The 14,348-nt window shown below is 73.0% G+C and carries 14 protein-coding genes; 6 read left to right on the plus strand and 8 right to left on the minus strand.

Going from position 1 to position 14,348, the window contains the following annotated elements:
• Positions 1–30: 30 nt before the first annotated feature.
• Together WMF46_RS47080 and WMF46_RS47085 are read left to right on the plus strand one after the other, a co-directional pair.
• Complete coding sequence (locus WMF46_RS47080) at positions 31–1,143, plus strand: tetratricopeptide repeat protein (protein ID WP_437983223.1); 1,113 nt, start codon at positions 31–33, stop codon at positions 1,141–1,143.
• A gap of 26 nt (positions 1,144–1,169) precedes the next feature.
• Complete coding sequence (locus tag WMF46_RS47085) at positions 1,170–2,186, plus strand: hypothetical protein (protein WP_437983224.1); 1,017 nt, start codon at positions 1,170–1,172, stop codon at positions 2,184–2,186.
• Position 2,187: 1 nt separating this feature from the next.
• Here WMF46_RS47085 and WMF46_RS47090 read toward each other — a convergent pair whose 3' ends face one another.
• From WMF46_RS47090 to WMF46_RS47100, 3 genes are all read right to left on the minus strand, one after another.
• Positions 2,188–3,567 carry a PAS domain-containing protein gene (locus WMF46_RS47090; protein WP_437983225.1) on the minus strand — a complete coding sequence of 460 codons (1,380 nt, stop codon included), beginning with the start codon at positions 3,565–3,567 and terminating at the stop codon, positions 2,188–2,190.
• A gap of 411 nt (positions 3,568–3,978) precedes the next feature.
• Positions 3,979–4,794 (minus strand): hypothetical protein, encoded by an 816-nt coding sequence (locus WMF46_RS47095; RefSeq protein ID WP_437983226.1) that lies wholly within the window; start codon positions 4,792–4,794, stop codon positions 3,979–3,981.
• A 483-nt stretch (positions 4,795–5,277) separates the two neighbouring features.
• Positions 5,278–6,441, minus strand: coding sequence for a DUF4349 domain-containing protein (locus tag WMF46_RS47100; RefSeq protein ID WP_437983227.1), 1,164 nt, complete (start codon positions 6,439–6,441; stop codon positions 5,278–5,280).
• Between WMF46_RS47100 and WMF46_RS47105 the strand changes: the two genes are divergently transcribed.
• Positions 6,419–7,342 carry an NAD(P)/FAD-dependent oxidoreductase gene (locus WMF46_RS47105; protein WP_437983228.1) on the plus strand — a complete coding sequence of 308 codons (924 nt, stop codon included), beginning with the start codon at positions 6,419–6,421 and terminating at the stop codon, positions 7,340–7,342. The genes WMF46_RS47100 and WMF46_RS47105 overlap by 23 nt on opposite strands.
• 40 nt (positions 7,343–7,382) lie before the next feature.
• Here WMF46_RS47105 and WMF46_RS47110 read toward each other — a convergent pair whose 3' ends face one another.
• The 5 genes from WMF46_RS47110 to WMF46_RS47130 all read right to left on the minus strand — a co-directional run bounded on the left by WMF46_RS47110 (position 7,383) and on the right by WMF46_RS47130 (position 10,623).
• The gene (locus WMF46_RS47110) at positions 7,383–7,844 is read right to left on the minus strand and encodes a hypothetical protein (protein WP_437547639.1); all 462 of its coding nucleotides are present in this window, start codon (positions 7,842–7,844) and stop codon (positions 7,383–7,385) included.
• Positions 7,841–8,248 carry a hypothetical protein gene (locus WMF46_RS47115; protein ID WP_437983229.1) on the minus strand — a complete coding sequence of 136 codons (408 nt, stop codon included), beginning with the start codon at positions 8,246–8,248 and terminating at the stop codon, positions 7,841–7,843. Before WMF46_RS47115 ends, WMF46_RS47110 begins: the two co-directional genes overlap by 4 nt.
• Positions 8,241–8,792: an RNA polymerase sigma factor gene (locus WMF46_RS47120; protein WP_437983230.1), complete on the minus strand. Its 552-nt coding sequence runs from the start codon at positions 8,790–8,792 to the stop codon at positions 8,241–8,243. The genes WMF46_RS47115 and WMF46_RS47120 overlap by 8 nt, the downstream gene beginning before the upstream one ends.
• 53 nt (positions 8,793–8,845) lie before the next feature.
• On the minus strand, positions 8,846–9,961 hold the full coding sequence (locus WMF46_RS47125; RefSeq protein ID WP_437983231.1) for a Spy/CpxP family protein refolding chaperone: 1,116 nt from the start codon (positions 9,959–9,961) through the stop codon (positions 8,846–8,848).
• 170 nt (positions 9,962–10,131) lie between these two features.
• A complete protein-coding gene (locus WMF46_RS47130; protein ID WP_437983232.1) occupies positions 10,132–10,623 on the minus strand; it encodes a GreA/GreB family elongation factor in 492 nt (163 codons plus the stop codon).
• A 728-nt stretch (positions 10,624–11,351) separates the two neighbouring features.
• On the opposite strand from WMF46_RS47130, the gene WMF46_RS47135 reads away from it, so the two are divergent.
• Genes WMF46_RS47135 through WMF46_RS47145 form a run of 3 tightly spaced genes read left to right on the plus strand, consistent with a single transcriptional unit; the run spans position 11,352 to position 14,345 of the window.
• Positions 11,352–11,963 (plus strand): response regulator transcription factor, encoded by a 612-nt coding sequence (locus WMF46_RS47135; RefSeq protein ID WP_437983233.1) that lies wholly within the window; start codon positions 11,352–11,354, stop codon positions 11,961–11,963.
• Positions 11,964–12,009: 46 nt separating this feature from the next.
• On the plus strand, positions 12,010–12,744 hold the full coding sequence (locus tag WMF46_RS47140) for a sensor histidine kinase (RefSeq protein WP_437983234.1): 735 nt from the start codon (positions 12,010–12,012) through the stop codon (positions 12,742–12,744).
• Between the two features lie 23 nt (positions 12,745–12,767).
• Positions 12,768–14,345, plus strand: a complete 1,578-nt coding sequence (locus WMF46_RS47145) for a sensor histidine kinase (RefSeq protein WP_437983235.1) — start codon at positions 12,768–12,770, stop codon at positions 14,343–14,345.
• Positions 14,346–14,348 lie beyond the last annotated feature (3 nt).

Below are 14,348 nucleotides of genomic sequence, written 5' to 3' on the forward strand. Positions count from 1 at the left end.
AGAGCAAGAATGCGCTTCCGAGCGGCGGTGATGGGTACGTTCCTCCTTGTCACGCTCGCCGGCGCGGAGGCGTCCGCGCAGGCGCCGCCCCCGTCGGCGAAGGCGCGGCAGGCGGCCGTCGCGTACGCCAACCAGGGGTGGACGGCCTACCGAGCTCGCCGTTACCGGGACGCGCTCCAGGCCTTCCGCCGAGCGGAGGCCACGGTGCATGCGCCGACCTTCCTGATCATGGTCGCGCGCTCCTGCCACAAGCTCGGCCGCCTGACCGAGGCGCGCTCGGTCTACCAGGTCATCGTCGACGAGCAGCTCCCGGCCGACGCCTCGCAGGCGTTCCGGCAGGCGCAGGCCGAGGCGAGGACGGAGCTCGAGGCCGTCTCGTCGCGCATCCCGACCGTGGAGATCACCGTGACGGGCGCGGGCTCGGGGGGCGCGCAGGTGGCGCTCGGCGGGCTGGACGTGCCGCTGTCGACGCCCGTCGCGCGCGATCCGGGCAGCCACACGCTCGCCGTGGGGGCGCCTGGACGACGCGGGCTGACGAAGGAGATCGTCCTCAAGGAGGGGATGAGGGCCAAGGTCGAGGTCGATCTCGCGGCCGGTAAGGTGCGGATCGAGAGCGACAGGACCGGGCGCGGCGCGGGCGGCGAGCCGCAGCCGCTCGGCCCCGGGCAGGTGGCGGCCGACGGCAGCGCCCAGGAGGGCGGCGGGCCGCTGGGGCCTGGGCAGGGTGCGGCCGACGGCAGCGCCCAGGAGGGCGGTGACGCGGCGGATGGACGCCCGGGCCCGCGCAGCACCGCGGTCGTGTTCACGGGGCTCGCCGCGACCGCCGCGGGGACGGGGCTCGGGGTCGCGTTCGTGCTGCTCTCGAACGGGAAGGCGAGCGCGCAGCAGCGCCTCCTGGAGCCGGCCTGCACCGACCCTGCGCGCTGCCCCGGGCTCGACCTGCGCGAGTACAACGACCTGGGGCACGCCAAGGCAGACCTCGCGAACGCGGCGGTCTGGAGCTTCCTGGCCGCGGGCGCGGCGGGGCTCGGCACGGCGGCGTACGTCCTCCTGACAGGGCAGCCCGACGCGCGGGACGCGACGGCGACCGGCCTGTCGGTGATCCCCATGCCGGGCGGGCTCGGGCTCAGCAAGCGCTGGTGAGGTTTCCGAAGAGAGGGATCGTCCCGATGGTGCGCATCGTATCTTGGACGTGGATGGGCCGGGCGCTCTCGACGATCGTCCCGCTGGTCGCGCTCACCGGGGGTAGCTGCGTCTTTTACAGCTACGAGGATGTCGTCCCCGGCGCGGGCGGCGCAGGCGGAACGAGCGGAACCGGCGGAACGAGCGGCAGCGCCGGCGGCACCGTGGAGCCTTGTGAAGGGGGTGGCGGCTGCGGCGGGGCGCCCCCGGAGGGCTGCGATGGGCCGGGGAGCCATATCTCGACTTGCCTTGTCGATGATGGCTTGCTCGCGCGGTACTTCCTCGACGCGACCGGCACGGATGGCAAGCTCGTCGACTCGGGACCGGCGCCGGGGCTCTCGCTCGACGTGGTGTCGGACGGAGAGAGGCTCAACCTGGAAGGCGAGGCGGGGCGCGTGGGCATCCGCTGGAACAACCTCGGCGGCAACGCGCGCGTGGAGGCCGCGTTTTCTTCGACCGCCACGCCCCCGAGCAAGCTCCTCGTCTCGAAGGCGGCGCTCACGCTCGAGACCGTGGTGAGCGTGACGGCCGCGGCGGTCGAGGGCGTGCCGGCTCGCATCCTGTACCTCGGCACCGATACCGGAGAGTTCGGGAAGTATTCGCTGAGCGCGGGCGACCCCGACGGGATGGGAAACCGAGAGCTGCTGTTCCACATCTACGCCAGCTCCCAGACGCTGCTCGTGGGGCAGTGGTTCATTCCCCTCGAGGAGCTGGAGCAGCCCTGCGTCCTGCACCTCGTGCTGAACGCCGCCGAGGGCGTCGTCGATCTCTACGTGAACGGCGATGTGCAAACGAACGCGATCCCGGATCGGCCGCCCGCCGACTATGTCTTCACGTGGGCGGAGCCGACATGGTATCTCGTGCTCGGAAACACGCGGAAGGCCGGGCGCTCTCTCCGCGGCTCGATCCAGTATGCCGCGCTGTATGGCAAGCCATTGACCCCCGAGCAGGTGGAGGCCAACGCCGCGACGCTGGCGAAGAGCGACGACGGCCCAGGGATGTGAGCTAATGCGCGCCGCGCCCATTCCGGGTTCGCGCCGGCGCCCGCGCCCCCTCGCGTCCGGAGAGCGCATAGGTCACCCCGCGCTCCAGCGTCCCCCGCGTCACGATCCCCCCCAGATCGGCCCCCAGCTGCACGAGCGCCTGCGCCACGCTCGGCCGGATCCCGGTGAGCACCACCTCGGCCCCGAGCAGCCGCGCGCTCCGCGCCGCCCGGATCAGCGCGTCCGCCACCTCCGGCCCCGCCTGCGGCACCCCCGTCACGTCGAGGAGGGTGATCCGGGCGTGCTGGCGGGAGATCCCGTCCAGCAGCGTCTCGGTGAACTGCGCGCCCCGCTCGCGGGTCAGCTCGCCGACCAAGGGCGCCACCAGCACCCCGTCCGCGATGGGCAACAGCGGCGTTGAGATCGCCCGTATCGTCTCCTGCTGCACGCGCAGCATCTTCTCCTGCAGCTGCCGGGTCCTCGCCTCGGCCCGCACCCGCTCGGTGATGTCCACCGCGATCGCCCCGCATCCGGAGACCCTGCCCTCCTCGTCGCGGAGCGCGAACCTGGTGCTCATGTACACGTGCGTCCCGTCGGCCAGCTCCATCTCGTCCTCGGAGGTGATGGGCTCGGAGGACGCCATCGCCGCCCGGTCTTGCGTCGTGAACCTGTCGGCGATCTCCGCGGGGAACAGGTCGTGCTGGGTCTTCCCCATCAGCTCCTCGCGGGGCTTGCCGAGGAGCGCCTCGACCGGCGGGTTCAGCAGCGTGTGGCGGCCCTCGCTGTCCCGCGCGAACATGAGCATCGGCGCGTTCTGGATGAAGGCCTCCAGCAGCGCGGCGCCCCGGCGCCTCTGCGCCTCGGACTCCACGCGCGCGGTGACGTCGATGGTCACCACCGCCACGAAGCGGTTCCCGCTCGCGTCCTCGAACGCGACGTAGCTCGGCTCGGTCCAGAGCCGGCGCCTATCCTTGTAAAGCTCGCCCGGCTCGGTGTCGTAGGGGACCGGGGGCAGCGTGACCACCTCCCCGGCGAGCGCTCGGCGGAAGGCCTCGGCGTGGCCCGTCTTCACCGCCTGCGGATCCTCCAGCGCGTTGTACTTGCCGATGATCTGCTCGGGGCTGATGCGCCACCGCGCGCAGTCGGCCCGGTTGATCGCGACGAGGAGCCCGTCCGCGCGGTGGACCACCAGCGGTACGGTCACCGCATCGAAGAGCGCGCGGTAAGGCACGCTGTCCGCGAGTTCGCGCTGCGCGTCGCGCGGCGCCGCGCCCGAGCTGAGCCTTCGCTCCAGCTCCTCCACGCGAGCCCGGAGCCGCGCGTTCTCTGCCTTGATTCGCTCGTCGCTCTGCCGGTCGATCTCCATCGTCCCCCCTGAGCCCTGCCTGATCTGCGATCTCACGCGCGGCCGCTCGCCGCCGAGGAGAGCGCGCTCAGCCCCCCTGAGCCCTGCGCGCCGCTCTCCGCCCGCGGCGGTCCAGGAACTCTCCTGCGTTGAAATGGTGCACCATCAGGCTGGCCCCGTGAAGTACTGAATCGGCCGGGGCTGGCTCGTTCTCTCGGGCTGGCGCGCCGACAGCGGTACTCCCACGCACGACCGACTCGCCCTCATCGCAGCCCCGCGCACCACCGACCGGGACCTGCCCTTCGTGCTCGCCGCCTCGTACATCGGAGCATCTCGGAAGTGCTATCGACACGGCGAAAGACACGTTCGATCCGGACGGACGTCGCTTCGTGGTTGCGTGGCTCCTGTTCCCGGAGAATGTCCTGTCGACCAGGGGCAGGTCCCGCGGCTCGGGCTCGCCGTCCGTGGCTAGGGAAGAAAGACGGTGATCACACGGGTTGTCGACTCCGGGCTGCCGGTGAGGTTGTTGACGCAGCTCGGGTAGTACATGCCGTTCGTGTTGAGCTGCTGGCAGTAGGCGGCGCACGACCCGCGGACGCTGAGCATCCCGCATGGCTGGACGGCCCCGCCGCTGGTGAGGTGACCGGCGGCGCACTCCCGCGAGAGCGACCGCGCATAGCTGCGATTGGCCTCGTCGTAGCAGGCGTTCAGGTAAGGAGAGGGGGCAAACAGATTGCCCCAGAAGGCGCCTTCCAGACGCGTGTAGGTCGTGAGCTCGAGGGTACCGGTCTTGTCGATGACCGCGGAGTTGCCCCGCGAGGAGATCGTCACGGAGACGCCATACCAGTTCGTCCGTGACGCGAGGCACGCCGAGATCCACTGCTGGTCGTTATGGCTGAGCGGCTTGGTGCTCCAGTCCGGCACGAGGCCGATGATTCCCCAGTACACCTCGTTGTGCACCACGCCCGAGCCATCGGTCCACGAGAAGCTGAACGACTGCGAGGGGAGGAACGCACAGCCGACCACATAGTTGAGGAGCTGGCGCGAGAGATCGCCGGCCGCGCCCGGATCCCGGATCGCGCTCAGGGCCGCCGGGCTCAATGCGTTGGGGTTGAGGGCGTTGGGGTTGAGGGCGTTGGGGTTGAGGGCGTTGGGGTTGAGGGCGTTGGGGTTGAGGGCGTTGGGGTTGAGGGCGTTGATGAACTCGAGCGCGCTAAGGGCAACTCCTAAGGAGTCCTCCTCCTCTTCCTGAACTGCGACGCAGCCGACCAAAGACGCAAGCAAAAGCGCCGCGAAACCAGCGATGCTGATCCGGTACATCGTCGTTTCCCCCCCCCCGGGTTCGTCCCTTCGTGCCCTCGTCGAAGGTCACATGGGGTGTACCGATGACTAGCCATCATGTCCAGTACTCAACAGGCGATTTGTGTAGAAATCTGAAGTCGTTGGAGTCAGGGGTGCTCTGTCCACGGCGTGCCGGGCGAGCGCGAGGCCGCGTGTCGCGTTCGTCGCGCGCCGTCTGAGGCCCAGTAAGGAGCGTGGATGATCGAAATCTCACATTGCATGAAGGCTCGACAGAAGGGCAGCGAGCGGCCTGTGTGTCATTGCAATGTGCAGTGTGTCGATAGGAGCGTGCGCGGGGCCGGGGCAATGGCGCGAGGCACGCCGCTGACGAGCGCGCCGCCGAGCGCCCCGGCAGGCGCTGTCAGGGGATCTCTTGCGCCGGGGCCGAGCAGGCGGTGATCGAGCTGCTCGGGTCAGCGATCCGGCTCACCCGGCGTCGATCTCGCCGTCGCCGCGCGGGCCCTGCGCCGGAGGCGGCGAGGTCGGTTCCGGGGAAGGCTGCGCGCCCTGCGCCGGCGGCGCGGTGATCGGGTAAGGCTGCGCACCCTGCACCGGCGCCGCGCCGCTCGGGTAAGCGTGCATCGGGCCCGCCTGGAAGGGTGGACGGAAGCTGGCTGTCGTGCGCCGCTGCCGCCGGACGATCGCGCGAAGGGCGTAGTAGAGCGCTGCGAAGAACGCCGCCAGGAGCAGCAACGTGGGGCCGATCGAGGCGGCGAGGACCGCGGTTTTCACGGCGACGACCCCCGCGTTCTCGATTCCCTCGCTGGCCGCGCGGGCGATCTTGCCGCCGGCGCCCAAGGTCTGCTCCTCGCCGCGCGCCGTGATCGACATCTTCACGGTCGCATAGGCGATCTGCCCCTCCAGCAACCGCTCCTGGGCCTCGATCTGCTCGATCGTCTCACGCACGCTCCCGAGCTGCTTCTCGACGGCGACAACGTCCGCGAGGCTCCCCGTCCTGTCGGAGAGCAGGTCGAGCAGCCGCTTCTCCTGGGCGCGGGCGTTCCGCAGCCGCGCGCCGATGTCCGCGCGCTGCTCGGTCACGTCCTCGGCCTTCTCCGCGTCGTCGACCACCTCGCCGACCGACGCCACCGCGGCGCGGAACGCGCCGACCTTCGCCGAGGGGACCCGCGCCTCGAGCGACGCGCTCCGGTGCGGGCCGCCGTGCACCCGGGCCTCGCTCACGTAGCCGCCGTGCTCCTCGACCGCGGTCCGCAGCCGCTGCATCGCCGGCTCGAAGGCATCGACGAGGATCGCGGTCTCGACGGTGATCCGCATCGCCCGCCCGGCGAGCGGCGCCGACGCGGGTGAGGGCCCCGGCGCTCGCTGATCCAGCGCCGCGACCTGCGCGGGCGGGGCCGATCCGGAATGGTCCCCTCTGGCGCAGGCGCTCGTCAGCGTCACCGCCAGGAGCAGCACGGCAGGCAGCCTCATGCAGGAGCGCATGCGGTGACCATAGCGGTTCGAGCGAACGACCGCGAGCGGCGCCCGCGAGCCCACCTCGGGCGAGGACGCGGACACGCCGTGCGCGCCGGCGGCGGGCCCGCCCGTTGCGAGGCGGGCGCCGACCATGTCGACACGCGAAGAGGACACCCCGGGATACGACGCGATCATCGTCGGCGGAGGGCCGGCCGGCCTCAGCGCGGCGCTCATCCTGGGGCGCTGCCGGAGGCGCGTCCTCGTGTGCGACTCGGGGCGGTACCGCAACCACGCGGCGCGCGAGATGCACGGCTTCCTGTCGCGCGACGGGATCGCGCCGTCCGAGCTCCGGCGGATAGCGCGCGAGCAGCTGGCGCCGTACGGCGTCGAGATCCGCGAGGCCGCCGTCACCGACGTGCGCCGCGGAGCGAGGCGCTTCGAGGTGACGCTGGAAGGCGGCGAGCGCCTGCGCTGCCGCAAGCTGCTGCTCGCCACCGGGCTCGTCGACCGGCTGCCGGAGCTCCCGGGGCTCCTCGCGATGTACGGCAAGAGCGTGCACCATTGCCCCTACTGCGATGGATGGGAGGCGCGCGATCAGGCGATCGGCGTCTACGGACAGGGCAGCACCGGGGTCTCGCTCGCCGTCAACATGAAGACGTGGAGCGATGACGTTGTCCTGTTCACGGACGGGCCGGCGTCCCTGTCGAGATCGAACGCGGATCGGCTCGCGCGCCACCGGATCGGCGTGCGCGAGGAGCGCGTCGCCCGGCTCGAGGGCAGGGACGGGATGCTGGAGCGCGTGGTGCTCGAGGACGGCAGCGCGGTGGAGCGCCGCTCGCTCTTCCTCAAGGCGAAGCAGGAGCAGGGGGCGGATCTGGCCGAGCGGCTCCGCTGCACGGTCACGGAGGAGCGGGGCGTCGAGACGGTCGCCGAGCACGAGGAGACGACCCGCGAAGGGGTCTTCGTCGCCGGGGACGCCTCGAAGGAGGTGCTGCTCGCCATCGTGGCCGCCGCGGAGGGAGCCGCCGCGGCGTTCGGGATCAACTGCGCGCTGCAAGAAGAGGAGCTCGCGTAGCGGGGCAGCGCGCCCTCGCCGGCGCTGCCAGGACAGGCGCTCAGTCGCCCCGACCGCCCGGCCCGCGCCCGCGGCCAGGCCCCGGCCCGAACGGCGGCGGGCCCGGGCGCCGCCGCCGCTCGGCCTCGAGCTCCTCGTAGCGGGTGAGCTGCTCGGGCGTGAGCACGCCCTTCACGCGCGCGTCGGTGCGATCGCGGAGGGCGTCGAGCGCGGGGCGGCACTCGGAGAGGAGCCTGTCCCGCTCGGTCTCGGCCTCGGCGAGCGTCGCCTTGAGCTCGCGCACCTGGCGGTCGGTGAGGTCGAGGTGGCGGCGCATCGCCTTGAGGCGGAACTGGGCGCGCGCCTCGGTCGGAGGACCCCGGAAGGTGGCCTCGAGGTCGCGCAACGCCGTGACGCGGCCGATGGCCGCGCCGGCGACGCCGCCGAAGAGGAAGACCGCGGCGAGCACGGCCAGCGGCTTCCAGCGGGCGAGGGCGGGCGGGGACGCGGGGCGTTCGGTCATTCGCTCGCCTCGAGGGCCTCCACGGAGGCCATGATCGCGCTGTCGACGTCGCGCTGCGTCTGCAGGAAGAAGAGGATGCTCGCGGCCGCCGCGAGGGCGGTGACGACGAGGGCAGGGCGACCCGAGCGGACGATGCCGTCGGCGATCGCGGGCCGCGCGGGCAGGGGCAGGAGGCGAGGAGCGGCCGTCGCGGCGCGGACCATGGCGTCGGTGAAGCCGGCGTCCGGCTCGAGGCCGTCGGTCGCGGCCGCGATGCGCGCGAGCGGATCGCTGGCCGCGCTGGCCGTCGCAGCGCGCAGCACGGCCGCCGTGAAGCGGTCGTCGGCGTCGATGCGAGCGGTCGCGGCCGCGAGGCGCGCGAGGTCCCGATCGGGTCCGGTCCGGTCGTCGTCGCGGTCAGACATGCGGCGCCTCCTTCTCGATCTGCCCGGCGCGGAGCGCGGCGCGGGCGCGCACCAGGCGTTGCTCGACGGCGCCCTCGGAGCAGCCGAGCGCCGCCGCGGCCTCCTTCGCGGGCAGGCCCTCGACGGCGACGAGGACGAGCGCGGCGCGCTCCTGGGGCGGGAGCGCGGCGAGCAGCGCGTCGAGCTCGCGCAGCGCGACGCGCGCCTCGGCGGAGACGAGGCCGTCGAAGCGCGGCTCGGCGGGCGCCTCGCGCGCCTCGCGCGGGGTGTCGCGGCGGCGCCGGAGGGCGTCGAGGCAGGCGTTCGTCACGATGCGGTACAGCCAGGTCTCCACCTTCGATCTCCCGTCGTAGCGCCCCTCGCGCAGGGCGCGGTAGGCGTCGACGAACGCCTCCTGCAGGGCGTCCTCGGCCTCGGCGAGGTCGCCGACCAGGCGCGCGGCCAGGCGGTACATCGGCGCGCGCGTGTGCTCGACGATCTGCCGGAAGGCCGCATCATCGCCCCTGGCGACGCGCGCTGCGACGAGCCTGAGGTCGACGATCACGTTCCTCCGCGATTCTGCGCCCATGGCACCGCGCGCGCTACAGGGACGGGCGCTCAGCGGCGCTCGGGGCCGTGCATGCCGGGCCCGGGGCCGTGCATGCCGGACCCGGGGCCGTGCATGCCGGGCCCGGGGCCGTGCTCGTGGCGGTGCCGGCCAGGCCCGGGGCCGCGCTCGCCGCGCTCGGGCCTGCCCGCGGCCGGCCCCTTCTCGATGCGCTCGGCGAGGGCGTTGCGCTGCGCCTCGTCGAGGATCGGGACGATCGCGGCCAGCGCGCCGACCATGCGGTCCAGGTGCGCCCGCGGGCCCATCTTCTCGCCCGCCGGCGGCTGCGGCAGGAACGCGTTCGCGTCGAAGCGATCCGCGGCGAACGTCTCGAGCCGCGCGCGCATCTCGGCGCGCCTCGCCGCGTGATCTTCCTTCCGCCCGACCCGGTCGGCGTCGCCCGGGCGCGCGGCCTCGAGGGCCTTGTCGATCTGCGCGCGCTGCTCGTCGCGCAGGTCGAGGCCGGCGAGGAGGTAGCCCAGCGGACCGCCGCGCATGCCGGGGCCGCCCATGCCGCCGCGGTCGCCGCGCATGCCGGGGCCGCCCATGCCGCCGCGGTCGCCGCGGTGGTGCTCGCCGCCGCGCGGGCCGCGCTCTCCTCGCTCGTCCATCTTCGCGGCGATCACGTCGACGAGCTGCCGGCGCTGCTCCTTCGTGAGCGTGGCGTGCAGGGTGCTCAGCGCCCCGGCGACGCGCGCGCGGCGCTCCTCGGCCGCGCGGCCGGCGTCGGGGAGCTTCGCCTCGATCGCCGCCCGATCGATCTTGCCGGCGCGCACGCCCTCGGCGAGCGCCGCGAAGACGGCCCCGTCCTTAGGGCGCTCCTTCGCGCCGTCGCGCAGCCCCTCGAGGGCGCCCTCGATCGTCGCTTCCTGCGCGTCGGAGAGGTCGAGCTCGTGGAGCGCCGCGCGCAGGAGGTGCTCGGGGCCGCGCGGCCCGCCGCGATGGCCGCCGAAGCCCCCTCGGGGACCGCCCGCCCCGGGCGGGCCCTTGGCGAGCGCCGCCTCGGCGGCCTCGTCGCTCGGGGACGTGTTGCCCTGCCCCGTCTCCGCCGTGCAACCGGCCGCGCCGACGAGCGCGCCGACGAGCGGCAATATCCCACCAAGCCTCCACCAACGAGACTGCGTCATGGACTCTTCTCCTGCGTCGCCCGCGTCGTGCCGAGCGGGTCGTTCATCCCTGTGACGCGGGCGGGGAGGGGGGCCCTACGAGGACGAGCTACTTTTTCTGGAGGCCCGGTCGTCCGGCAAGCTCCGCAGGCATCCGGGAGAGGCCAGCGCGGGCTGGATCGGGCCCGGCCTTACCGCACGCTGGCGATCAGGTGGGTGCGCGTCCCCTGCGGTGTGGCGACCTCGGCCTCGTCGCCCTCCGACAGGCCCAGCAGGGACGCGCCGAGGGGGCTCGTCGTGGCGAGGGTCTGCAGCTCGACCCCCTGGAACTGGATGCGCTCGCCGCCCGCGGCCGGCAGGAGGAAGTAGAGCGCGCGCCGCTTTCCGCTCTCCAGCTCCACGAGCGCCGAGCTCTCGATGCCCGCGCCAGGGCCGAAGTCGCGCACCGTGACGGCGCCCAGCCTGGCGAGCGCGTGCTCGATCTGGAGCACGCGCTCGCTGTGACCTCGCGCCACGTAGGACGCCTCGGTGGCGCGCATGTCCTTGTCGCCCTCGGCGCGGTTCTCCTCGTGCGTCACGGCGCTCGCGGCGTCGCGCGCCCGCTCGGTGGAGCGCTCGAGCTCACGGGCGAGCTGGTCCTTCAGGGCCGCGAGCAACGCGCGCTTGTCGATGGCTGGTGGCATGGACACGCACATCTTACCAGACGGGATCGCGGCGGTCACTCCACGGTCGTCAGGCGCCGCGCGGCGCTGAGGACGGCCGAGGGGCGCAGCCGTCCTCAGCGCCGCGCGGCGCGCGTCCGTCTCCGCCGGTGCAGATGCAGATGATGAGGAGACGGGAGGCGGCCCGGCTCCTCCGGGAAGGCCGCGCGCCGCGCGCCCGCCCGCCGGCGGGCGGCGCCGAGCGCACACCTGCGCTGATTGCAACTCTGTAATGGATGCCTCTCGCACAGAGTCGCAGCTCATGGCGCCTTTTCGCGTCGAGATCTCCCCGCTCCTTGCAGATGTGCAATCCACGCGCGTCTCGCGCGGCGGACTGCCGACGCGCTTATCGTTCGTGTGAATCGAATGTTTCAACACCGTGACCTGGAAGCACGAAGACGCGCGAAGACGCGCGAAGACGCCGATGAAGCGCGAAGACGCCCGATGAAGCGCGATGACGCCCCGCGACGGCGAGCGGGAGAATCGTTCAGGAATCTCTTTGCCGGCGTAGGGTGAGTAGTGTAGATTCCTAATCTGCTGCGCCGCTGCTCCGGGCTGGAACGCATCGACACGAGAGCATGGGTGTCGTGCCGCGCCACCGCACAGCCTGGAGCGCGCGGGCCGAGCGCGCGCGACATGACGCGAGGCGTCCTGCCGCCGCTCGCCCGGGCTGCTTCCAGATCACTGCACGAGCACACAAGAGGAGAATCGTGAGCCTGTATGCCCAGGAGCGGCTGCGCGTGCTCGTCGTCGACGACGAGCGGAGGATGCTGGACAGCATCGCGGCCATCCTCGACGACGACGTCGATGTCGAGACCTGCACGTCCGCCCACCGGGCGCTCGAGCTGCTGCAGACAGGCCAGTTCCACGTGGTCTGCTCCGACTACAAGATGCCAGGGATGAACGGAGACGAGCTCCTCAAGCGGGTCGCCGGCCTGCCGTTCTACACGAGCTGCCTGCTGATCACCGGCGACGAGGAGTACATCCGCTCCGGCGAGGCGGGCCGCCACTACGTCATCCTCAAGCCGTTCGAGCCCGCCCGGGTCACCCGGATCGTCCTGGAGCTCGCGCGCCTCGCCCTCGCGCGGCGGTCCGCGGACGCCGGCGCGGGCGCCGCCTCGGCGCGTGAGGCCGCCGCGCCCGCCTCGAAGACGAGGAGGGCCACGCCGTCGCTCAGGCCGCGGGAGGCCCAGGACGCGCCGGCGTCCTCGCAGCGCGAGCGGGTGAGCTCGTACCCGCCCCCGTCCTCCCGCGCGGCGTCGAGCTACCTGGACACGGTGCGGGTCGGAGACGCTGGGCTCCCGGCCCGGACCCTCAAGTGATCCCCCGCGGCGGCGAACGCGGCACCCGAGGAGGCCATCCCCCACGATGACGAGCCGAGATCCGCTCGGCGCGGTGGAGCAGACCGCGACGGCCGAGGAGATCGTGGCCACGCTGCGCCACGATCTGCGCAATTGCTTCGGGACGATCCGCAATGCGGCGTTCTTCATCCGGCGCAAGGTCGCCCGGGAGCAGGCCTTTCGGGACGACCCGCGGGTGGAGCAGTTCCTCGACGTCATCGACGAGGAGGTGATCGCGGCGAGCGCGCTCGTCGACGGCGCCGTCGACGCGAACCCGAGCCTCAGGCGGCGGCCGGTGAGCGTGAGCGCCCGCGAGTGCGTCCTCACGGCGGCGGCCTGCGCGCGCATCGCCGAGCCGGGGATCCGCGTCGACGTCGACGCGGCGGAGGGCGTTGTCGAGCTCGATCCGGCCGAGCTCGCCCTGGCGGTCCGGTGCCTCGTCGAGAACGCGGCGGAGTCGATGCCCGGGGGCGGGGTGGTCACGCTGCGCGGGAGCGTGGCCGGCGCGCGCTACCGCATCGAGGTCGGCGACGCGGGGACGGGCGTGCCCGAGCAGGAGCGGGAGGCGATCACGCGCCCGTTCTACACCACCAAGCCGGGCCGCCTCGGCCTCGGGCTCAACATCGCCGGGCGCGTGGCGCGCCGCTATTTCGGGACGCTCACCGTCGGCCGCGGCGCGCCCTCGGGCACGCTGGCCTGCATCGAGCTGCCCCTCGCTCTGGCGCCCGAGCCGCCCGGCGCGGGCGCCGAGGAGCGGCTGTGACGGCGCGCGGCCGAGGCGCCGCGATGAGCATCCGGGCCGCCCTCTCGCTGATCTTCGCCGTCGCCGCGGCCGTCGTGCTGCTCGCGACCGGCGCGCTCCACGTCACGTCCGCCAGCATGACGCGGCTCCAGCGGCGCGCCGAGCTGTCGTACGAGGATCTCACCCGCCACGTCACGCTCGCCAACCACGCCGGCCGCTACATGCGGGAAGCCGCGGAGATCTCCCTCGGCGGCGGCGACACCGAGGCGCTCCACCACCTGGCCGGGCTCGTCGCGCGGGACCTGGCCGCGGCGGAGGCGATCGAGCGGGCGCGGGAGCCGATAGGGCGGGCGCGGGAGCCGCTGGAGCGGGCGTGGGCGCCGCTCGAGCGGGCGCTGATCGAGGGCGAGCGCGCCCTAGAGGCGCTGCGCGAGGCGCAGGAGGGCGACGAGCGCCTGCGCCGGATGCGCGCGAGCTTCGCGGCGATCGCCGGGGGCGTCGACCACGTGTCCCGCATGGCGAGCGCCGGGGATCCGGCGGCCTACCGGAGGTTCGTGGAGCGCCCCGAGGTCGAGTACGAGGAGGGGTTCGTGCCCCAGATCGACGCGGCCATCGCCGACGCGCGGCGCGACGTCGCGCGGAACACGGAGGAGGCGGGCCGCGCAGGCGCCAGGATCAGGATCGCGAGCATCGCCCTGATGACGGCGGCGCTCGTGCTCCTCGTCGTCCTCCTCGGCGGGCTCCTGCGCTCGATGGCGCGCGGGTTCGGCGCGCTCGCGGAGTGCTCGCGGCGCATCGCCGGAGGCGACCTCGATTACCCGCTGCCCGACCTGGGAAAGCACGAGTTCGGGCGCATGGGCGCGGCGCTCCGCCACATGGCCGAGAGCCTGCGCGAGGCCCAGGCGTCGAGCGTGCGCGTCGAGCGGCTCGCGGCGATAGGGCAGCTCGCGGCGAGCGTCGGGCACGAGCTCCGCAACCCGCTCGGCGCCATCCGGAACGCGACGCACTACCTCAAGAAGCGCCTCGCCGGGACCGAGGTCGGCGCGGAGCCGCGCGTCGCCCAGCTCCTCGCTCTGATGGAGAAGGAGCTGCTCTCGTGCAACCGGATCATCGGCGATCTCCTGGACTTCGCGCGTGAGCGCAGGCTCCGCCGCACCGCCTGCCCGCTCGCGCCCCTTGTGGACGACGCCATGTCGGTCGTCACGCCGCCCGCGCACGTGCGCCTGGAGAACCTCGTGCCGGCGGCGCTGCCGGTGCCGAGCCTCGACAAGGACCAGTTCCGGCAGGTGCTCGTGAACCTGATCCAGAACGCGGCCGAGGCGATCCCGGCCGAACGCGAGGGGTGGGTGCGCGTGGTTGGACGTGTGTGTGACCAGGCCGTGAGCCTGGTTGTGGCCGACAACGGGGAGGGGATCGAGGAGGAGCACCTCGCGAAGATCTTCGAGCCGCTCTTCAGCACGAAGCTGAAGGGGACGGGCCTCGGGCTCGCCATCACCGCGGGGATCGTCCGCCTGCACGGCGGCACGATCGCGGTGGAGAGCGCGCCCGGCGCGGGGACGACGTTCACCATCCGGTTACCGCGCGCAGCGGCGCCGGAGGTACACTCCGTTCAACTCGCGTGACAG

Origin of the sequence: Sorangium sp. So ce117, from assembly GCF_051524395.1 — a bacterium.
Taxonomy (GTDB): domain Bacteria; phylum Myxococcota_A; class Polyangia; order Polyangiales; family Polyangiaceae; genus Sorangium; species Sorangium cellulosum_B.